Source organism: Catalinimonas alkaloidigena (genome assembly GCF_029504655.1).
GTDB lineage: Bacteria > Bacteroidota > Bacteroidia > Cytophagales > Cyclobacteriaceae > Catalinimonas > Catalinimonas alkaloidigena.
This window is the reverse complement of record NZ_JAQFIL010000001.1, coordinates 7,040,001-7,061,428: the sequence shown is the minus strand read 5'-3', so window position 1 is coordinate 7,061,428 and position 21,428 is coordinate 7,040,001. Positions and strand designations below refer to the sequence as shown.

19 protein-coding genes and 2 rRNA genes (1 of these 21 only partly in view) are annotated in these 21,428 nt (G+C 41.3%); 6 read left to right on the top strand and 15 right to left on the bottom strand.

From position 1 onward, the window contains the following. Nucleotides 1-79 precede the first annotated feature (79 nt). Nucleotides 80-3,097, top strand: a complete 3,018-nt coding sequence (locus tag OKW21_RS28690; RefSeq protein ID WP_277486493.1) for an AsmA family protein — start codon at nucleotides 80-82, stop codon at nucleotides 3,095-3,097. 137 nt (nucleotides 3,098-3,234) lie between these two features. Further along, a complete protein-coding gene (locus OKW21_RS28685) occupies nucleotides 3,235-4,284 on the top strand; it encodes an isoaspartyl peptidase/L-asparaginase family protein (RefSeq protein WP_277486491.1) in 1,050 nt (349 codons plus the stop codon). A gap of 29 nt (nucleotides 4,285-4,313) precedes the next feature. Here the strand turns inward: OKW21_RS28685 and OKW21_RS28680 are convergent, their stop codons facing one another. The 7 genes from OKW21_RS28680 to OKW21_RS28650 form a co-directional block, all read right to left on the bottom strand. Next, entirely contained in the window at nucleotides 4,314-7,328 is a 3,015-nt protein-coding gene (locus OKW21_RS28680; RefSeq protein WP_277486489.1) for a Kelch repeat-containing protein, read from the bottom strand. Between the two features lie 198 nt (nucleotides 7,329-7,526). Then, nucleotides 7,527-7,856: a nucleotide pyrophosphohydrolase gene (locus OKW21_RS28675; RefSeq protein WP_277486486.1), complete on the bottom strand. Its 330-nt coding sequence runs from the start codon at nucleotides 7,854-7,856 to the stop codon at nucleotides 7,527-7,529. Next, the gene (gene dtd / locus OKW21_RS28670; RefSeq protein ID WP_277486484.1) at nucleotides 7,856-8,308 is read right to left on the bottom strand and encodes a D-aminoacyl-tRNA deacylase; all 453 of its coding nucleotides are present in this window, start codon (nucleotides 8,306-8,308) and stop codon (nucleotides 7,856-7,858) included. Before dtd ends, OKW21_RS28675 begins: the two co-directional genes overlap by 1 nt. Beyond that, a complete protein-coding gene (locus OKW21_RS28665) occupies nucleotides 8,305-8,973 on the bottom strand; it encodes an oxidoreductase (RefSeq protein ID WP_277486482.1) in 669 nt (222 codons plus the stop codon). The genes dtd and OKW21_RS28665 overlap by 4 nt, the downstream gene beginning before the upstream one ends. 12 nt (nucleotides 8,974-8,985) lie before the next feature. Further along, nucleotides 8,986-10,017: a metal-dependent hydrolase gene (locus OKW21_RS28660; protein WP_277486480.1), complete on the bottom strand. Its 1,032-nt coding sequence runs from the start codon at nucleotides 10,015-10,017 to the stop codon at nucleotides 8,986-8,988. A gap of 153 nt (nucleotides 10,018-10,170) precedes the next feature. Continuing rightward, nucleotides 10,171-10,599 carry a YkvA family protein gene (locus tag OKW21_RS28655; RefSeq protein WP_277486478.1) on the bottom strand — a complete coding sequence of 143 codons (429 nt, stop codon included), beginning with the start codon at nucleotides 10,597-10,599 and terminating at the stop codon, nucleotides 10,171-10,173. A gap of 59 nt (nucleotides 10,600-10,658) precedes the next feature. Next, complete coding sequence (locus OKW21_RS28650; RefSeq protein WP_277486477.1) at nucleotides 10,659-11,186, bottom strand: DUF7935 family protein; 528 nt, start codon at nucleotides 11,184-11,186, stop codon at nucleotides 10,659-10,661. A 149-nt stretch (nucleotides 11,187-11,335) separates the two neighbouring features. Here OKW21_RS28650 and OKW21_RS28645 point away from each other — a divergent pair, with 149 nt between their 5' ends. Beyond that, nucleotides 11,336-11,647, top strand: coding sequence for a HesB/IscA family protein (locus OKW21_RS28645; protein WP_277486475.1), 312 nt, complete (start codon nucleotides 11,336-11,338; stop codon nucleotides 11,645-11,647). A 397-nt stretch (nucleotides 11,648-12,044) separates the two neighbouring features. Further along, on the top strand, nucleotides 12,045-12,473 hold the full coding sequence (locus tag OKW21_RS28640) for an NUDIX hydrolase (RefSeq protein WP_277486473.1): 429 nt from the start codon (nucleotides 12,045-12,047) through the stop codon (nucleotides 12,471-12,473). A gap of 8 nt (nucleotides 12,474-12,481) precedes the next feature. On the opposite strand, the gene OKW21_RS28635 is transcribed toward OKW21_RS28640, so the two are convergent. The 4 genes from OKW21_RS28635 to OKW21_RS28620 form a co-directional block, all read right to left on the bottom strand. Further along, the gene (locus OKW21_RS28635) at nucleotides 12,482-13,354 is read right to left on the bottom strand and encodes a ChaN family lipoprotein (protein ID WP_277486471.1); all 873 of its coding nucleotides are present in this window, start codon (nucleotides 13,352-13,354) and stop codon (nucleotides 12,482-12,484) included. Continuing rightward, nucleotides 13,351-13,713: a dihydroneopterin aldolase gene (gene folB, locus OKW21_RS28630; protein ID WP_277486469.1), complete on the bottom strand. Its 363-nt coding sequence runs from the start codon at nucleotides 13,711-13,713 to the stop codon at nucleotides 13,351-13,353. The genes OKW21_RS28635 and folB overlap by 4 nt, the downstream gene beginning before the upstream one ends. 5 nt (nucleotides 13,714-13,718) lie before the next feature. After that, the gene (locus OKW21_RS28625; RefSeq protein WP_277486467.1) at nucleotides 13,719-14,489 is read right to left on the bottom strand and encodes a DivIVA domain-containing protein; all 771 of its coding nucleotides are present in this window, start codon (nucleotides 14,487-14,489) and stop codon (nucleotides 13,719-13,721) included. Nucleotides 14,490-14,599: 110 nt separating this feature from the next. Beyond that, nucleotides 14,600-15,556: a WD40 repeat domain-containing protein gene (locus tag OKW21_RS28620; protein ID WP_277486465.1), complete on the bottom strand. Its 957-nt coding sequence runs from the start codon at nucleotides 15,554-15,556 to the stop codon at nucleotides 14,600-14,602. Between the two features lie 53 nt (nucleotides 15,557-15,609). Here OKW21_RS28620 and OKW21_RS28615 point away from each other — a divergent pair, with 53 nt between their 5' ends. After that, complete coding sequence (locus OKW21_RS28615; RefSeq protein WP_277486461.1) at nucleotides 15,610-16,245, top strand: 4'-phosphopantetheinyl transferase family protein; 636 nt, start codon at nucleotides 15,610-15,612, stop codon at nucleotides 16,243-16,245. Nucleotides 16,246-16,378: 133 nt separating this feature from the next. Continuing rightward, the gene (locus tag OKW21_RS28610) at nucleotides 16,379-16,960 is read left to right on the top strand and encodes a thioredoxin family protein (protein WP_277486458.1); all 582 of its coding nucleotides are present in this window, start codon (nucleotides 16,379-16,381) and stop codon (nucleotides 16,958-16,960) included. Here OKW21_RS28610 and galU read toward each other — a convergent pair whose 3' ends face one another. The 4 genes from galU to OKW21_RS28590 form a co-directional block, all read right to left on the bottom strand. After that, nucleotides 16,961-17,842, bottom strand: coding sequence for a UTP--glucose-1-phosphate uridylyltransferase GalU (galU, locus tag OKW21_RS28605; protein ID WP_277486456.1), 882 nt, complete (start codon nucleotides 17,840-17,842; stop codon nucleotides 16,961-16,963). It abuts the gene before it with no gap. Nucleotides 17,843-17,852: 10 nt separating this feature from the next. Beyond that, nucleotides 17,853-18,857, bottom strand: coding sequence for a mevalonate kinase family protein (locus tag OKW21_RS28600; protein ID WP_277486454.1), 1,005 nt, complete (start codon nucleotides 18,855-18,857; stop codon nucleotides 17,853-17,855). Between the two features lie 179 nt (nucleotides 18,858-19,036). Then, a 5S ribosomal RNA gene (gene rrf, locus OKW21_RS28595) occupies nucleotides 19,037-19,145 on the bottom strand. Nucleotides 19,146-19,391: 246 nt separating this feature from the next. Next, nucleotides 19,392-21,428, bottom strand: a 23S ribosomal RNA gene (locus tag OKW21_RS28590); it runs 860 nt beyond the window's last position.

Genomic DNA, 21,428 nt, shown 5'->3' with positions numbered 1-21,428 from the left:
TGGTGCCGAATCAGAATGATATGATGTTAGGTTGAAAGACCTGCTTTTTATATTCAAGGAAAGATTTTTAACACTGAAAATGATGAAGAAATTACTAATTGTATTGGGTAGCTTGGTAGGTATTGTGCTTTTGGCAGCCATCATTCTTCCCATGATCTTCAAAGATGATATTCAAAAAGCTGTGGATAAAGCCATGGCTGAGAATCTCAATGCTAAGGTTTATTATAACATTGACGCATTTAGCCTCTCCGTACTCAGAAACTTCCCTAATGTTACAGTCTCCATGCAGGACTTTGGAGTAGTTAATAACGCTCCTTTTGAAGGAGATACCCTGGTTTCTGTAGGAAATTTTGAGCTGGTGGTTAACCTCAGGAGTGTACTTTTTGACGACCAGCCCCGCCTGAGTGAAGTCAACCTGAACAATCCTAATCTATACATTAGGGTTTTAGAAGATGGCAGGGCTAATTATGACATCACAGTTGCTAGTGAAGAGGAAGAAGTACCGGCAGATACTGCGGCTTCTGAGTTTTCTATTGGTATTGACCACTGGGAAATCACCGATGGTAACATCATCTACGAAGACCTGACGTTACCCATGCTCATGGTACTTCAAAATGTGAATCACAGTGGTAGCGGTGATTTTACGCTGGATGAGTTTGATATGGAAACCCTTACCGAAATTGGTGCCCTTACCGTCAACTATGACGGAGTGGAATATATGACCAATAAGCAGGTAGATGCGGATGTGACCATGTTGATGGATCTGGCAAACATGAAATTCACCTTCAAAGACAATACTGTGGCTGTCAATAATTTCAAGATGGGCTTTGATGGTTTTTTTGCCATGCCTGGTGATGATATGGTGATGGATATCAACTATGCGGCCAAGGAAAATACTTTTAAGAGCTTGTTCTCATTAGTTCCAGGAGCTTATCAGGAAGATTTTAATGGCCTGACCGCTGAGGGAACAGTAAACTTCAATGGTTTTATCCGCGGCACCTATAATGATAATTCTATGCCTGCTTTTAAAATGGAGCTAGGTACCCAGAATGCCATGTTCCAATATCCTGATTTACCCACTGCGGTTACCAATATCGATGTAGACCTGCTGGTAGAAACCGAAGAGGGTAATAATCTTGATAATACTGTGGTGAATCTGGAGACTTTTCATGCGCAGATGGGCAATAACCCGCTTGACGCAAAATTTCTGATGCGAGGCTTAGATAAGCCTTATATTGAGGCTATGGCTAAAGCACAGTTAGACTTGGGAGAGCTGAACCGAATGTTCCCTATGGATAGCCTGTCTATGAAAGGAAATTTTGACATTGACCTGAATGCAAAAGGTACTTACGACAGCACTACCAACACCATTCCTCAGATTAATCTGGCCATGGGAATGCAGAATGGTTTTGTCAAATCAGGAGAATATCCACCGCTGGAAAACATCAACTTCACCTCCTCAGTGGTCAATGAAAGCGGAAATATGGCACAGACCGTGATCCGTCTTAATAATTTTAATATGCAAATGGCAGGAGAGCCTTTCTCTGCCAATATGGTGTTGACCAACTTGGATAACTACACCTGGGACCTGAATGTAAATGGAGCCATTGACCTGGAGGAGCTAATGCATATTTACCCTATGGAAGGGATGGAGCTTGCTGGGCGCATTACAGCTAATATTTCTTCTCAAGGTAAAATGTCGGATGTAGAAGCCGAAAACTATCAGGCACTACAAACTTCCGGTTCTATGGAAGTCAAAGACTTTAGCTATGTAGGTGAAGACTTCCCTCAGGGATTTACCATCAGCAATGCCAAGGGTGAGTTTAACCCTCAAAGAATTACTCTGAGTAATTTTGATGGTGCTGCCGGAAGTACTGACCTCCGTATGAATGGTTATCTGGCCAACTATATCGCTTATATCTTTGGAGAGAATCAGGTACTAAAAGGTGAAATGGCTTTGAAGTCAGGCAAAATGAACCTGAATGAGTTTATGTCAGAAGATACTGAGGAAGTACCGGAAGACACCACTGAGGCAGCCCTGGAAGTGGTAGAAGTGCCTAAAGACATTGATTTTGTCTTCACTTCCAGCATCGCTGAAGTGATCTACGATGACCTTACACTAAATAATTTTAAAGGCGACCTGATTGTACGCAATGGTGTTCTGCGGATGGATCAGCTAGGCTTTAATACACTGGGAGGACAATTTGCCATGAGTGGTGCCTATGATACCCGCGACATGCAAAAACCAGCCTTTGATTTCAATCTGGACATTAATGAGCTGGCGATTAATAAAGCTTACGAAAGCTTTAACACAGTTCAGGCATTAGCGCCCGTGGCTGAAAAGATGGAAGGAAACTTCTCTACTGATTTCCAGATTGCCGGCTTATTACTGCCTGACATGAGTCCTGATATGAACACCTTGGATGGTAAGGGAATCATCTCCATTGCTGACGCGGCTCTTAAAGATTCTAAATTGGTAGAAGCTATTACCAAAGTATCTAAACTCAACAATACCGATGGCATCACTTTGAATGATGTAAAGGTACGGGCGGAAGTAAAGAACGGAAGAGTATTCGTTGAACCTTTTGATGTCAATATCGGGAACTTTAAAACCACCCTTGCTGGCAGTAACGGCATAGATGGTAGCGTAGATTACATTGCCAAAATGAATATTCCGGCCGGAGCTGTAGGCTCAGCCGTAAACAGTGTAATTGCACAACTGACAGGTGCAAATGGAGCGGTTTCTTCCAATATACTGCTAAACCTTAAAATCGGTGGTACTTACGATGATCCAAAGGTAAGCCTTGCCGGAGCTGAAGCTGGCGAAAGCACTACACAAAGCGCCAAAGCTGCGGTAGCCGCTAAAGTAGCGCAGGAAAAGAAAGAACTAGAGCAGGAGCTTCAAAAGCAGAAAGCGGAAGCGGAAGCCAAAGCCAAAGCAGAAGCTGAAAAGGCAAAGAAAGAAGCGGAAGCCAAAGCCAAAGCAGAAGCCGAAAAAGTGAAAGAAGAGGTAAAAGAAGAAGTGAAAGAAACGACCGAAGAAGTCAAGAAAGAAGCTAAGAAGAAGTTGAAAAAGATCTTTGATCCTCCTTACTGATACTTATTACTACCCATACTGTTTTTACAAGCGCAGCGATATATTTCGTTGCGCTTTTTTTGCATTATTGCTTATTCACTTGAAGCTTGTTCTCTTCTTTGTGTATCTTACGGGTATAAGCAAATCCTAACCTTATCATGAGAAGAATAATCTACTTACTAGCATTCATATTCTTAAGCAGTACTGCTTTTGCCCAGATGAGTAAGCACGGAAAGTTTGCCATTGCTATTCATGGAGGAGCCGGAACCATCAAAAGAGAAAATATGTCGCCTGAGCGCGAAGCTGAATACCGCGCCAAACTGGAAGAGGCTCTCAAGGCAGGACACAAAGTGTTGGAAGATGGAGGGAGCAGTCTGGATGCAGCAGTAACAGCCATTCAGACTATGGAAGAATCACCTCTCTTTAATGCTGGCAAGGGCGCCGTATTTACTAATGATGGAAAGAATGAACTGGATGCTGCGATCATGGACGGAGCCACCCGTAATGCCGGTACTGTAGCTGGTATTTCTACTGTGAAAAGCCCTATAGCAGCGGCTCGTGCTGTAATGGAAAACTCACCCCATGTCATGATGATCGGGGAAGGGGCAGAGCAGTTTGCCAAAGAGCAGGGCCTGGATATGGTAGCCCCCTCTTACTTTTTTACCGACCGTCGTTATGAGCAGCTACAACGGATCAAAGAGACTGAAAAACAACAGCTTGATCATGATGGGGATCATGAAGGAGGTGACCGCAGACAGGGTGTATTAGACGCTAAATTTCCGGATAGAAAGTTTGGTACTGTAGGCGCGGTAGCATTGGATCAGAACGGCAATCTGGCAGCCGCTACCTCTACAGGAGGAATGACCAACAAACGCTACGGCAGAGTAGGGGACGTACCCATCATCGGAGCAGGCACTTATGCTGACAATGCTACCTGCGCAGTATCTGCTACCGGGCACGGAGAATATTTTATCCGCTCTGTGGTGGCTTATGATATCGCCGCTCTGATGAAATACAAAGGTTTAAGCCTGAAAGAAGCTGCTAATGAAGTAGTAAAAGATAAACTGGTTGAGATGGGGGGAGGCGGTGGCGTGATCTCCATCGATGGCGAAGGAAATATTGCTTTGCCTTTCAATACTGCCGGAATGTACCGTGCCTCTATAGACACCGAAGGAACAATGTATATCGGTATTTACGAGGATGAGTAAGCTAAAGCTCATCCTCGTCTCCTTATCGTTTATTTGCTCACCATAAGCTTACGGCTTATGCTGTTCTTCCCATCATGGTATTTTATATAGTATATACCGGCAGGTAGCTGTTTCGTACCCAATGATATATTGTGGTTCGTTATTCGTATCTGCTGCTGGAGCACCCCTTTTGAATCATACAAGTATAAGATATTGCCTTTTTCAAATTGTTTTCCCAACTGAATTTTCACTTCATCGGTAGTAGGGTTAGGATAAACTAAAAACGCTGAAGAAATACTTTTCTGCTCAGTACTGTATTGTATATCATCAAACATGATGTCTGCCTGCTTCTTTGAAGCTGCAATTCTGGCATTATTATTTTCATCTGAACAATTGATAGCACCTTCTCCAGTTCCTTGAGGCCCCTGACCATCCAGAGTAATAAAAACTTTATCCAGGAGAGCTCCATCTTCACGATAAGCAAAAGTTAGGGTATTCAAACCTTGCTGAAGCGAAAACAAGCCTTCTGTAACTTCTTTCCACGCAAAAGTAGCTGTTTGTACCCCCTTCATCCAGCTTATCCACTCTCCATCGTTTACTTTTACCCAAAATGAATCATCACCATAAGTAGGGGCTTTTACCCGGGCAAAGATCTGATATTCTCCTGCCTGACTCACATTAAAATTGAAGCTCACATGATTAGCCTCGCCTGAAGGAGCCTGAGCATGGCTATTCCTTCCTGCCTTTACTGTAATATATTGACTGCCTGAGGCTTCATTAGCCTCGCCCACCTCCCAATTACTTCCTATAGAAGAGGCACACTCGCTCTCTAACCAAATATCGGGAGAGGGAGGACTGGAGGATGGTGCTATGCTAATGATATGAATTTTATCCAGGAGAGCTCCATCTTCACGATAAGCAAAAGTTAGGGTATTCAAACCTTGCTGAAGCGAAAACAAGCCTTCTGTAACTTCTTTCCACGCAAAAGTAGCTGTTTGTACCCCCTTCATCCAGCTTATCCACTCTCCATCGTTTACTTTTACCCAAAATGAATCATCACCATAAGTAGGGGCTTTTACCCGGGCAAAGATCTGATATTCTCCTGCCTGACTCACATTAAAATTGAAGCTCACATGATTAGCCTCGCCTGAAGGAGCCTGAGCATGGCTATTCCTTCCTGCCTTTACTGTAATATATTGACTGCCTGAGGCTTCATTAGCCTCGCCCACCTCCCAATTACTTCCTATGGAGGCTTCCTCAGCTTCCAGCCAGATTTCATCTGTGGGAGAAATATTTTCCGGAATAATTTCCAGCGCTGATAGGGTAGGTCTATTTACTGAAGCCTCCATTGTCAGGGTGAGGCTACCATCCACAACTTCTACTTCCTCGAAGGTAAACACTTTGGCTTCGGAGGCTAAGCCTACGCCTACTCCTTCTATGTAAAGGTCTACGTTTTCTTCTACAAGTTGGCTTTCCAAACTAATATCAAATACTCTTTTGCCAGGTCCATTGGTTTTTTTATAACCATAGTATAATTCTGCATGATGTGTCCTAACGGTGTATTTTCCATTTGCTACCGGAATGTCATAAGTTAAACTGCCTGCATCATTCATTGAACCTCTTTCCGTTTGGTAAAGTATATTTGATAAGGCGGGATTAGTGTATGTATGTTCACTATCGTAGAAGGCAGAACTATTGCTATCATTAATATAGGTTGCGCCATTAAAAGTAGCGGTCTCTCCGCCACCAGCATTTAGAAATATAGCCTCGGCAATTGTGTTATCGGTCACTGTAATAGAAACTGGTAGTTCAGCCGTAGCATAACCCGGGGCCGTTGCTTTGAGTACCGTACTGTAATTTCCGGGAGCAAGACCTCTCGCATCTATAACAATATTGACCTGATCTCCTTCGTGAGATGCCTGTCCAGAAAAAGCATTCCCGGTAATCCAGGAAGGATTTCCACTCAAAGAGAGCGTATACTGTGGGGCATCACTTTTTACCCATAAGGCTTCTTTTATGGTTTTTTGGCTTCCTGCGCTTAGCGTTAATGTTAGTGAGGTTCGGAGAAAGCCCATATCAGCTGAAAAGTTTCTTTCTATAGGCCGTTTCCATACAGTATTAAGTGGGTTCCTTACATTATTATCACCCCCATGTGTAATATAAAGCTGATCATTGATCACGCGGGCCGCAGGGGCCAGTAGCTTTAGAGGAAGGCCGCATACTTCGGTCCATGTATTGGTTTCAGGCGAGTATTTTGTGATTTCGTTAAAAAACTCAAACTCCGTTCTTCCCCCTACTATATAGATTTGTCCGTCTAGTACAAAGGTGGCAGGTTCAAAATGTGATCTCTCAAAAGTTAAATCCGCTTTTCTTTCCCATTGATTTGTCACAGGATCATAAGCATGAAGTAAAGCAGTATTGACAATGCTTTCATCATGTCCTTTTTGTCCGCCGATAGCGTAAATTTTACCTCCGACTGTTGCTGCGCTCAAATGATTTCTCGCCTCCGGAAGAGGTGCAGCTTTTGTCCATCCTTTTGCCTCATTATCTAAATCTAACACATAGTGATCAGCAACATCAGTCTGGCGATCTTCTTTTAAGCCTCCGAAGACATGTAGTTTACGTCCTACAAGCGCCATTGCAGCTGAGGCTCTTTTCTGCGGTAAAGGCGGACCAGATCGCCACTTATCAGTAACTGTATTATAGACTTGAACAGCATTGATTGATACTCCGGGATTATCACCTTCAAAGCCCCCTGCCAGCCATACTTCTTCACCTACAGTTATTGCCCCAGTATGCGTAACCGGTATAGGTATTGGGGCTTTCTCCGTCCAGCTATCTGTTGCCGGATCATACATAGTTGTGGTAGAAAGAATTTTTATTTCAAAACCAAAACCAGAAAACACATAAAGCTTATCATTGACTAATGCTGTCATGGCTTCTACCCGATGGCTCGATGCCGGAGATAGCGTTTCCCAATTGCAGTAATTTTGTGCCTGCGCAAAAGAAGAGATAAGCAATAAAATACTGATATAAAAGCCGTGAAAAGAAAGATAATTTTTCATATATAATTCCGTGAGATTTGAGCCAAAAAATAACTTGTGATACTACGAATATAGTGCCCAATTACGCGTAAAACCAATTTGTTCACATGCCAACTCTAACACTTGAAAGCTTATGATGAACTTCCTAAAATTATATTATACCAATATTCTCCCATAAATCACGATTGTATAATAATTTGCATTATTATACCCAGTTATTCAGGATTCCAGCTTTTTATTTTTCTTATGACGGTCCTTATCTCTTTTCGTTTTTTTCTCCATATTTTTTTCAAAGGCTTCAGTTAAATTTACTCCGGTTTGATTGGCCAGGCAGATGACAACCCACAACACATCTGCTAATTCATCGCTGAGTTCTTTCCCTTTGTCACTTTCTTTAAACGACTGATCTCCATATTGACGAGAAATCAGACGGGCGACTTCCCCCACTTCTTCGGTTAGAACAGCCATATTGGTAAGTTCGCTGAAATAACGTACCCCAGTGGTATTGATCCACTCATCTACCTGCCTTTGTGCTTCTTCTAAGGTCATTACTTTTTATCTTTAGTATCGATGATGATGGTTACCGGGCCGTCATTGATTAGGCCTACTTTCATATCTGCACCAAACTCACCCGTTGCTACAATTTTACCAATTTGCTGCTCACAGGCTTTGATAAACTTTTTATACAAAGGCACCGCCGTATCCGGTTTAGCTGCTTTGATATATGAAGGCCGGTTGCCTTTTTTAGTACTGGCATGTAAGGTAAACTGACTGATGACCAGTAAGTTTCCGTCAATATCCAGTAAGCTTTTATTCATCACACCTTCTTCATCATTAAAAACCCTTAGATTAGCTATTTTACGGCTTAGCCAGCTTATATCTTCTTCTCCGTCAGCCTCTTCTATACCGAGGAGAATGAGTAGACCTGTGTCAATTTTTCCTTTTACCTGTTTTTCAATAGTGACTGATGCTTCTGCTACACGTTGGATGACTGCAATCATAGTTCGCTTTTGGCTAGTATTTTAATTTTTTCTGATTCAAAAAGATGAGGCCCCTTAAGGTTCTGCTTGGCTGCGATGAACATAGCCTCTGCTACATTTTTACCTTCTATCGGGCGATATTTTTTGAGCGTTCCTAACATAAGAGGACTCATGACATTCATCATCACCTGACCTATGCGCTCTCCAGTTCTGTTTTCGCCTCTGTCACCTAAAAGTATAGAAGGACGAAAAATATGCAAAGCTTCATAGCCAGTAGCAGCGATTGCCTCTTCTGCTTCACCTTTTACCTGATTGTAAAAAAAGCGGGATTTTTTGTCTGCACCCAATGCTGTTACTATAAGATACTGCCTGGCTCCCTTTTCTTTTCCCAGCTTTGCCAGTTTAAGAGGGTAATCATAGTCAACCTTACGAAAACCCTCTTTGGAGCCTGCTTTTTTCATAGTAGTTCCCAGGCAACAATAAATATCATCTATCTGCGGTAAATCGGCAGCACTAAGCTCATCAAAATTGACAATGATTTCTGTAATCCGCTCATGGCTGATGTCCAAAGGTCTTCTGGTCAGCACATATACTTTCTGATAATAAGGATGATGCTTTAATATGCGTAATAATTCACTACCAATCAGGCCGGTAGCTCCTGCGATTAATGCATTTTTATTTTCCATAGTTTGTTTAGTTTATTTTCCCAGCGTTCGCTCAAGGAGCCTATTAACGCTTTCATCTTTTAACTCTAATTCAGAAGGCGTTCTATTAATTTCTATTCCACTGTTTTTGTCCTGGATATGAAATGAAAAAATAAAATCCCGAGTATATTTAAACCAGCCGCTGATTTTACCAAAACGAAGGTCATAGAGATATATACTGTTTTCTCCTGGCTCTAGCGCATAAAAATACTCGGTAAACTCTATCAGTTCCAGGAGTAAGGCTCTGCTCTCCGCATCAGCTCCCTGAAGATAAGGTAACAATAAAGCTTTTTGTTGCGGAATTTCACTGAAGTCTATCTGTTTATCATCATCGAGCAGTGAATAATAGCCTACATAATACTGGCCGTCTGCCTTAACCACTACTGACCATAGCAGGTTATTAAAAAAAGTAGGGGAAGTCATATATTTCTGATGACTAATGCTTTGGCTCTTTAGGTTTTCTTCTACTATATGGTTGACATTAATTTTGTTAATTATCGTCAAGAACAGATAAAATGTACTGATAGATAATGCTAAGACCGCAGTTCGCTTTCTTATAAGCGATGTTTTCGCCATAAATAAAACCGCTATACTGGCAAAAAGCAGCGGTAAAGTATAAAGCGGGTCAACAATAAAGATGGTACGCCAGGCAACCCTCACATCACTCAGAGGATAAAAGATCATGGTCCCGTAGTTAGTAAAGCTATCCAATAGTGGATGTGTAATCAGCCCCCAAAAAAAGAGGTTGGACCAATCACCAAAACTCGCCACAGAAGATCGCCGATAGAGGAGAAATACCAAGTAGCCAAATACAGGCGTCACCAGCGTAAGTACCAATAATGAATGAGAAAAAGTGCGATGCCATATAGTGCTTTGTACTTCGCCTACAAAAAAATTAAGCACTACATCCAGGTCAGGTATAGTGCCCGCTACAGCTCCCCAGAACGGGGCTTTGTTTCCTACTTTTTTTCCAAGGACTACCTCACCTACAGTTGCCCCGAGTACTGCCTGTGTTAATGAATCCAATGCTTAGTCAGTGATTTGTGCTACCTACTTTAAAAAATGCTAATCATGTTGACTGTTTCTTTCTTAAAGCTCTTGATAAAGTTCCTCAACAATGTAGGACTTAGATACAGCAAGCATCCCCTTTGAACGAGTTTTAGCCATAGACCTCTCTTGTTATTTCATCTGCTGAGCATCTGTATTTTCCCATTCTTCAAACTCTTCTATAGTGCCCTGCACGGAATTAAAAACCCACATCAGCACAGTCAGATCATCAAGAAAGCCGGTAAGAGGAATAAAATCGGGGATGAGGTCCAGTGGCATAACGAAATAAACGATACCTGCCGTAACCATAAGCACATTTTTCCAGGGTACATTGCGGTACTCCCCGCTTACATACGCTCTGGTCATACGGTTAAATGTATTGACCTGATGCTTCAGCTTTTGTAAACTCTCATTGTCATTGCCAATGGCCCGAACTTTTTTAGCAGAATTGGCTAACAGCTTTTTCAGCCGATCTGGGTCTTGTAATATACCTGAAGCTCTTTTTTTTGCTTTCTTAAAGCTGTAGTTCTCTTCAGTATATGCTTTATCATAAAATGCCATACAATAGAAACTGTTTAGTGTTACTTATGGGTAACTGTGCATACTGTCATACAGTTTCACTAAAAATTCTGACGTACTTCATTTTTTAATGCGGAGAGCGCTTGGCTTACTGCATCTTGCTCGTTCTGAGCCTGCATTTGCTGGTCTATTATTTTTCGGCCCAGGTCAATGCTACGGGCATCATCTTCCAGATTTTGTGAGGCCTGGTTAATACTCAATATCACATCTTCTACTGCATTTTTAGTCATACTCCACACTTCGTCACTCACGTACACCTGCTGTGAAAGGTTATGATTAAACTCTTCACGTATATTCGCTACCAGTATCTGATGAAATTCCTTAGCAGAGTATCCACTGTCATTGAGTCTAAACACCAGGTTATTGGGCGTAATGCGTTCTAAAAGCAAAGTTAACCGCTCATAAGCTTGTAAACGGGTGGGAATAATAGCGGTAGAGTTCTGAGCTTTGATATCTACCATCTTTTGGGCCATCTCTTTATCAAGAAAAGATTTTACAGTAAGGTACATGGCATACAAAACAATTGCTGCCGGCAAGATAAACTTGGCAAACTCTACGATAACTTCCATAGTGGTTTGTTAAAAATTGTATGTGTTGAGAATCATTATACGCGTTCTTACGTTTCAAATTTAAGTATTTTAACGGCGCAAAAAAGTGCTGATTGTTTATTGAAATGCACTTTACTTACTTGCCTGATATTGTTGATTAATTTTCATCTATGATTCCAGTAAAAGTTTCCGATAAGGCTCTTGAAGAGATTAAGAAAACAATCGCACACAAAAATATTCCCGACGAGTATGGTTTACGCATCGGTGTCAATGGGGGAGGGTGCGCCGGCGTTTCTTATGTACTGGGTTTTGACAAAAAAGGTACAGGCGATGCCGAGTTCACTCTGGATAATGTTCCCGTGTATATCGCTAAAAAAGATACCATGTTTTTGATTGGTATGGAAGTTGACTTTTATGAAGGTAATGATGCCCGTGGTTTTACTTTTATAAAGTCCGATGAAAAACAACAGTCTGTACAATAGAATATACGAACACTCCTTTTCGCTCTTACTTACCTTTAGTTTTTATGTGCTTATCTTCGCTTTTTTGCTTTCCTGCGAAGATGAACAGACGTCTGTGGATGCCTCTGAAATAAAGAATAATCAGGTTACCACTTCTGAATACTCTATTTCTTCTGTTGATTCCTATTTAAAAATTAATAACATTCAAGGTCCCTTTGGGGAAAAATAGGGCACGAAAGGCATCATTCTGGGGAAAATTACCTATATACCTCTTCTTCTTTGTAAGCAACCCAATAAATATTTTGAACAGTTGTAATTATTCCCGTGTAGGCTCTTTTCATATAAAGTGATACCCCTTTATCAAAAACAATCAAGCCCTTCAACTTTTATATCAAGTAAATTATATAAAAGAAAAGATATGGCTTACCCACAAAATATCAAAGTAACAGTAGATGCTGTAGTTTTCGGCTATCAAAGAGAAGATTTACAGGTATTACTTATCCAAAGAAAAAACGATCCTTTTCAAGGGAAGTGGGCTTTACCCGGAGGCTTTGTAGAAGATGATGAAGCTTTAGATACCGCTGCTGCCCGTGAATTAGAAGAAGAAACAGGCGTTCATACCAGCAATCTAACTCAACTTTATACTTTTGGTAAGCCTGAGCGCGATCCCCGTGCTCGAGCCATTTCAGTAGCTTATTATACTGAAGTGGATCAATCAGAAATAAATCCTCAGGCTGCTACTGATGCGGCTGAAACGCGTTGGTTTAGCACGCGTAAATTACCAGAACTTGCCTTTGACCACGCTGAAATACTAGCTAAAGCCAAAGAAGCCTTTCTGAACAGGTAAAATCAATTTTAATAAGTTTTGGTCATGTCTGCAGGAACGCTAATGACATAGTTTGCCAAACTGTCTAGCTCTTCATTCCAACTATTGATATCCTCTTGTTCAATACTACTTAGGGTTACAATATCTAGTTCTGGTTTAACTTGCTTCAGGTACCAGTAAATTCCCTCAAAATTATCGGAGTGGTAGGAGCCATTGAAGTGTACAAAAGTACAGTTCTCTTCCAGGTTTTGAAGAATAAAATGAGCCATAGTAGCATCTTTAATGGCTTGGGCTTTCACCATGTTTTCCGCCTTCATTCCTCCATGACCGCTATTGTTATGTCCCCCCATCATCTGTAGCATATTTTGGTATGAGGATAAGTTAACATCAAATTCTATGGGTAAAGGGGCTATGTAAGACTGTGCTTCTTCAGATAGATTCTCTAATGAATCAAGTCCTGCTCTTGATACAAAGCTGGCATAACGTCGGGGAATGTTAGTAGCTATAAAGGTATAAGCTTGCTCCTTGGCAAAGTCCAAGAGAGGTTTATAATCCGTACTGTAATTATTCCAGATTTTAGCTTCGTTTTCGAGATGACGTGCTTCAATCAGTCCCTTCAGATATTCGTTGACAATGATTTGGTCATCTGCTTCAAACATTTCTGCTCCTAAGATCAGCTGTCTTTGCTCTTTCTTCAAATCCTTAATGACTTGTAGTTGTAGCCAGTGTACAAGTGCATTGTTATGCAACTCACCAAACAACACTATATCTGCTTTACTCAGGCGCCTGATCATCTTATAGTAATCTGCCTTTTTGCCCTTTTCATTATAAAGTACGTAAGCAGGTTTGTCCATGACAAAAGCAAATGTGCAAAATACTAAGACTAAAAAGATCACTTTCATGCATTCCTGCTTTTCTGAAGAGTAACTTTGGCTTTTTTGCATAGGCCTCCCAGAGGTGGGTTGAGTTTGGAAACGCTCACTTCCACACTGTTAATTACAGTCCACTTCTGCAGAGTTCGTTCGGCTATCCTAGCGGTTAAGCGCTCTAGAAGCCTGGTGGTTTTCTGCATTTCTTCCTGCACTAAATAGTAAAGCTGTCCGTAATCTACTGTATGCTCCAAGAGATCATCTTCTGCTGCCTGATCAAAATTGGTTTCTACAGTAATATCCACCTCGTATCGGTTTCCTATCTTTTGTTCTTCATCATGAAAGCCATGATAAGCAAAAAATTCTAAGCCTTGCAGAGAGATCTTTCCCATAGAAATCAATCAATATTGTCAAAGAACGAGCCCCCTTTTTTAGGCTCTGTGGGTGGTGGGCTAGGAGAGCGGTATTTATTTTTTTCCTCGACGGCCTCAGCCTCCTGCTCCTCTTCCGTTTGATGATATTGTTTATGTTCTTTTGCAGTAGAAGTATTTTCTGTTTCCCGCTCACTTTCCGCTTTTCGTTGAGTCAGAAACTCATTATATTCTTCTACTATTCTTTCTGCCTCTTCAACTTTAGTCTCAATATTAAATTTTTGCTGCGATTCCGCTTTATCTACTTTCTGAAGTGTTTTTTGTGCCAGGCTACGGAGTTCAAACAGTAAGGTATCATAATCGTTTTCCGCGGCTTTATAGCTCTGTTTGAGCATTTTTACCCGCTCTTCCATCTCATCTATTATTTCCTGGGCTTTGCCTTCTGCTTTACTCAAGATATCTCTGGCTTTGGAGTGTGCATCGCTTATAATGGTATTAGCTTCTAGTTTTGCTTCTCTTATCTTAAGATCAGCCGTTTTTTGAGCCTGATCTACCATATTAGCCCCCGTATCCTCTGCGGTTTTAAGGGTTTTAAACAATGAGCTCTCCACTTCTCGGAGCTTTTCCACTTCTTTTTGTGAAGCATCCAGCTTATATCGCATTTCTTTGTTCTCTTCCAGTGTACGTTCCCACTGCTGAGATAATGACTGAAGAAAAGCATTTACTTCATCTTTATCATAACCCCGGAAGTTTTTTTCAAAGTCTTTTTGCCTTATTTCTAGTGGTGTAATCTTCATTTGATTGAGATATTTTATCTACTAAACCTGCTCTCGCAGTTTTCGTTCATAATGTACAGTAGCACAGATATGTTGCCCTTTGTGCTGATTACCAGCTTAATTACTAATATTTACTGATAATCGTTCTTTTTTTCGTTTAAATCAACCTCCCATACGGAAATGCTACGGTCATCACTAGCCGAAATTAAAGGATTTTGCCCTTTTTCTGTTTTGGATTTACTCCACAGTAGCCGGTTAACAGAGGTAGCATGTCCCGCATGTCTTGCTTTATCTATTACTTTCAGGAGTTTAAATCTTTCACTATCCCAAATTTTCACTGACTTATCCATGCTACAGGTAGCAAAGTATTTTCCATCCGGACTATAATCTATATGGTTTATACAGTACATATGAGCCACTACTGACTCGTGCAAAGCATAATGATCATTTACATCCCATATTTTTAAATGTGCATCACGACTTCCTGACAATAGCCAACGATAATCCGGGCTGTAAGTAAGGGTAAAGACTGAATTATCATGAGCTTTCACCTCGTATTTTTTTTCGTATGTCTTCAGGTCATGTATTCTAATGGTATTATCACTGTAGCCTACAGCCATTTCTTTTGCTACTGGATTAACAGCAATACACCTTGCACTTTGATCGCTCTCTTTGAACCGCTTTAAGAGATTCAGCTTTTGATAGTTGAGAATGTTTATTACCCCATCCCCAGATGCTACTATCACATTTTCTTGGTATACCTTTATATCAAATATAGCTGCTTCTGTTATTTTAACGGAACCAAGTTCTTTTTTGGTATCCAGATCTATTACATGCAGCCCTTCATAGTTCTGGCCTACAATCAGATTATTTCTTTCAGACTCATGGTGTACAGCATATACAGACGCAGGTACTTTGGCTATGATTTTACCATTCTCCGCATCGTCCAGATCCCATCTTACTACCATTCCGTCACCTGCTCCAGAGAAGAATATCTTATCTTCAGGACCTTCGCTTAGGGTATATACGCAGTCTTTGTGACCTTTAAGTGTATGTAGTTTTTCAACCTGTAAAGTCTTGCTCCTCATATTTTCCCTTCAATTGGTTAACATTCATTTAAAAAAATACCTTTGTAATTGCAATGGCTTTAACAAAAATAGTAAAGATAAACGACAAGCTAAGTTGGGCGCTCTGGAAAATAGAAGCTCCATGGACTGAACTTCTCCAAGAGCGTACATTATCACGAGATGAGCTTAAGCTTCTTGATGCAATACATCATCCCATCAAAAAGGCTGAATTTTTAGCAAGCCGTCTTGCATTACATGCCTTACTTTCCTCCATTGGAGTAGATGAATATACCATGTATAAAGATATTCATGGCAAACCGCATATCATGCAGTATTCTTTTCATATCTCTCTTGCCAATTCCTTTCCTTACGCCACTGCTATTGTTAGTTTAGATAAGCCTGTAGGCATTGACATTGAGAAACCCTCAGATAAACTTATACGAGTACAACACAAATTTCTTCATCCATCTGAATGGGCGACTTTTAAGGATAATCCCGAACGGCTTTGCCTGGCCTGGTGTGCTAAAGAAAGTTTATACAAATTATACGGAAGAAAAAACCTAAGCTTTAAAGCAAATATCTGTATTCAGGATATTGATTATCCCCACAATCCCTTACTGAAAGCAGATATTATTCTTCCTCAGCAAACGCAACACTTCGAGCTAAAAATAATCCCTCTTGAGAACTTTTTTGTCTTATTCAATGTATGAGTTGTATAATACTACTGCATGCGGTGCAATATATTTAGTTAATTTTTGTTAAATAAATCACCTGTATGTTACATATAACCTGAACCGGTTTTTTTATTTCTTATCTTATGAGTTACACCTTTTATTAAAAGATATGATTTTCCATTTTCTTTTTACCATTGTGCCTCTCTCTCTTTCACTACTTACTCAAATAGTGAGCATACAGGATTTTAGTCTACCCAATGCAGTGGATGGCAATGTGTTTTCTTTATCAGAAGTGGAAGATAATGAAGCCGTAGTTGTTATTTTTACCAGTAATTATTGTCCTTATGCCAAATTGTATGACCGGCGTATCAGTTCACTCTTTGATACTTATCGGCAGCAGGGTGTCAAATTTATATTAATTAACCCTAATAACCCCTCTCAAAGTCCGTCTGATAGTCCTACTGAAATGGCAAAAAAAGTTAAGGATTTACGTTGGAATGTACCTTATTTAGTTGACGATAAACAGGAGGCTGCCGATCTCTTTAACGTCCAAAAAACACCTGAAGCTTTTGTTATGCAAAATAGGGGAGATGATTATCAAATTTTGTATAGAGGTTCTATTGATGATAATCCACAAGTGGCATCTGATGTTTCTCATCACTATCTGAAAGATGCAATTGATGCTGTACTGCAGGGCAAGCCCATTCTGAATGATAGCACTCACCCTACTGGCTGTATGATTAAAAATTAATTAGCTCCTTTTTTCCTCATAATTTTTTACTGCCTCTTTCATAAACTGATAAAATGGGTCAGCAAATTCTTTCCTTTTTAGTGCAAATTCTACTGTCGTTTTCAAAAAGTCTAACTTATTTCCTATATCATAACGTTTGCCTTCAATAGTATTGGCAATGATGGTTTCCCGTTTCATCAGTAAATGAAGTGCATCTGTCAATTGAATTTCATTGCCTTTACCTTTGGGCGTTTGTTCTATGGCCTGAAATATTTCGGGTGTTAAAATATATCTTCCGGCAATAGCAAGATTTGAAGGCGCTTTTTCAGGACTTGGTTTTTCTACCAATTCGCTGACTTCCATCGTTTTGTCATCCAGTTTTTTACCCCCTGCTATTCCATATCTTGAAACCTTATCTTTAGGAACTTCTTCCACTGCAATCACTGTACTGTGAAATTGCTCATACGTATCTATTAATTGTTGAGTAACTGGGATGATAGAGTCTACTACAGTATCTCCCAATAACACTGCGAACGGCTCATTTCCTACATGTTGACGTGCATGATAAATTGCGTCTCCCAGGCCATTCATCTCTTTTTGGCGTATGAAATGTATGTTCGCCATGTCGGCTAAACGTACAATCTCATTATAGAAATTTTCGTCTTGCTTCTCAGCTAAACGTGACTCTAATTCAAAATTCCTGTCAAAGTGATCTTCAATTGTTCTTTTACCTTTCCCAGAAATAATGAGTATATCGTCAATACCTGAATCCACTGCTTCCTGAACCACATATTGGATTGTTGGAGTATCAATAATTGGAAGCATTTCTTTAGGCTGTGCTTTTGTGGCTGGTAAAAATCTTGTTCCCAGTCCAGCTGCAGGAATTACTGCTTTTCTTACCATTTTATCTAGTTTAAACTGTATAAGGTTTTACAACTCTCGCATTTATTTTCTTAAGCTCTATAACTAGCTTATTTAGTACTTCGTCATTTTTGTATATACCTATAATTGAACCTCCTGAACCGGTAAACTTTGCTGAGGCTCCACATCTCCTTGCTGTTTCTACCAACTCCATGTTACTATCGCTGATATTCATAATCTTACACCTCAAATCAAAATTACGATCAATCAATTTGTTCAATTTGTCATAATCTTTCTGGAGGATAGCCTTTTTCCCTTCATCTGCCAGGTTGGCAATTTCTTCTATAGTTTGTATTACTTCCTCGTCACCTTTCTCAAAACGGGCTTTCACATTATTAAATACAGCCCCAGAAACTTTACTTAGATCAGTTTTATATGCTAAATATAGGTTTGGTAGGAGGGAAGGGTCTATTCTTTCATAATTTCCGTAACCCTTTTCTTTCATCCCCTCTTTATTGAAATCCATATACACACAGCCTTCGTAAACTTGAGCTACACGATCCTGCAGGCCTGCATTGATACCCAATTCGTCGACTTCTGCCGATAAGATTATACTTGGTAGTATTTCTTGAGGAATATTTACTTCATAAAACTTCATTAATGCTCGCATGGTAGCAGTTAATATGGCGCTTGAGCCTGCCAACCCTACTTGCCTAGGTATAGAAGAGTGATAACGTACTGTAAAATTTTTGTTAGGTAATTTGATCTGTTCTGCTTCACAATACTCACCGAATTTTTTGATGGCAGCTTTTATTAACCTTGAGCCGCCGTAATATCCAGTGAGTTTAACTGAGTCTACTAAATGATAAATGTTGCGAAAAATATTTACATCTTGTTCTTGAGCTTCTATATGTAATTCGGGGGAAGGATAGAGGAGAATTCTTGCTCCAAAGTTTCTAATAATGATAGAAATTGTTTTACCGAAATAACCATCTGTAGGATTACCTAGTAGTCCTGCCCGCGCATAAGCGCTCGTTTCTATGATCGCATTGTCCATTTATAACTTTTAGCTTTTTAGTGCTTATTCAACCAAGCTGAAATATAAGGCTTAAAAATAGCAGATACTAAAAGTTGACATTTTGAATTAATAAATTACAAAAAAAAAGCCTTACTACTTCAGTAGTAAGGCTTAGCTTTGATTGCCCTTTTCTAAGCAAGAAAGGGGCAATAATAATAGAAAGGCGGCGACCTACTCTCCCGCGGAATGCAGTACCATTGGCGCTGCCGGGCTTAACTTCTCTGTTCGGAATGGGAAGAGGTGATCCCCGGCGCTAGAGCCACCCTAAGATCTTAAATACTTTATTATCATAACTCCTATTGAGCTTATGAAGTGTTTGGAATGGGAAGAGCAGGGGTTGCTTTCAACTGATCCCCGGCGCTAGAGCCATCCTGAGATTTTGGTTAAAGGTGAATGCTTATAGTTTCAAGTTACAGCTTTTATACTGCTCAACTTTCAAGCTTTCACTTTTAACGATCAATATCATATTGACATGAGATATGTAAGAGAGATGTAAACTTAGATTAATCTGTGCACAGAAAGACTATTGGGTAATTAGTATGGCTCAGCTACATATATTTCTACACTTGCACCTGCCACCTATCAACGTGATCGTCTATCACGACCCTCAAGGAAAGCCTCATCTTGAAGAAGGTTTCGCGCTTAGATGCTTTCAGCGCTTATCCTTTCCGAACGTAGCTACCCGGCGGTGCAGTAGGCACCACAACCGGCACACCAGCGGTTCGTCCAACCCGGTCCTCTCGTACTAAGGTCAGAACTTCTCAAGCTTTCTACGCCCACCACAGATAGGGACCGAACTGTCTCACGACGTTCTGAACCCAGCTCGCGTGCCACTTTAATGGGCGAACAGCCCAACCCTTGGGACCTTCTCCAGCCCCAGGATGTGACGAGCCGACATCGAGGTGCCAAACCTCCCCGTCGATGTGAGCTCTTGGGGGAGATCAGCCTGTTATCCCCAGAGTACCTTTTATCCTTTGAGCGATGGCCCTTCCATGCGGAACCACCGGATCACTATACCCGACTTTCGTCCCTGCTCGACTTGTAGGTCTCACAGTCAAGCGCCCTTATGCTATTGCACTCCACATGCCGTTACCGACGGCATTGAGGGCACCTTGGGAAGCCTCCGTTACCTTTTAGGAGGCGACCACCCCAGTCAAACTACCCACCACACACTGTCCCCAGATAGGGTTAGGCACTAGATAAAAGAAGGGCGGTATTTCAAGGTTGTCTCCACGATGCCTGGCGACACCGCTTCCTAGACTCCCGCCTATCCTACACATCTTTTACCCAATGTCAATGTGAAGCTATAGTAAAGGTTCATGGGGTCTTTCCGTCCCGTGGCGGGTATCCGGCATCTTCACCGGAACTACAATTTCACCGAGCGCGTGGCTGAGACAGTGCCCAGATCGTTACACCATTCGTGCAGGTCGGAACTTACCCGACAAGGAATTTCGCTACCTTAGGACCGTTATAGTTACGGCCGCCGTTTACTGGGGCTTCGGTTCAACGCTTTGGGTTACCCCTAACGTCCCCCCTTAACCTTCCAGCACCGGGCAGGTGTCAGGCCTTATACTTCAACTTTCGTTTTTGCAAAGCCATGTGTTTTTGTTAAACAGTCGCCTGGGCCTATTCACTGCGGCTTCCCTGAACAAGTTCAGGGTAAGCGTCCCTTCTCCCGAAGTTACAGGACCATTTTGCCTAGTTCCTTAGCCACGTCTCACTCGAGCACCTTAGAGTTCTCCTCCCGGCTACCTGTGTCGGTTTACGGTACGGGTAGCTTATTGCGTAACGTTTAGAGGTTTTTCTTGGAAGTATGATTACGGTTACTATCCGCTTGGCCGTAGCCTCGCGGTACTATCGGCTTTCAGCAAAACTTACGGATTTACCTGTAAGTCCTATACCTACGACCTTTAACGCACTATTCCGTCAGTGCGCGAACCTGTCACTGCTCCGTCACCCCATCACTACAATAAGTCAGTACTGGAATATTAACCAGTTGTCCATCGGATTGAGCTTTCGCCTACTCCTTAGGTCCCGACTAACCCTGATCCGATTAGCGTTGATCAGGAAACCTGAGCCTTTCGGTGTGCGGGTTTCTCACCCGCATTATCGTTACTTATGCCTACATTTGCTTTTCTATCCGGTCCACCATGCCTTACAGCACAGCTTCGGCCCAAATAGAATGCTCCCCTACCACGCTGAAACAAGTTCAGCATCCATAGCTTCGGTAATATACTTGATGCCCGTTTATTATCGATGCTCCGTCGCTCGACCAGTGAGCTGTTACGCACTCTTTAAATGATAGCTGCTTCCAAGCTAACATCCTGGCTGTCTGTGCAACGAAACCGCCTTAGTTCAACTTAGTATATATTTAGGGACCTTAGCTGATGGTCTGGGTTCTTTCCCTCTCGGACTCGGACCTTAGCACCCAAGCCCTCACTGCTAGGTATATCTGACAGCATTCGGAGTTCATCAGGATTTGGTAGGATGTGACTCCCCCTAGTCCTATTGGTAGCTCTACCTCTGTCAGACTCACCCTAACGCTGCTCC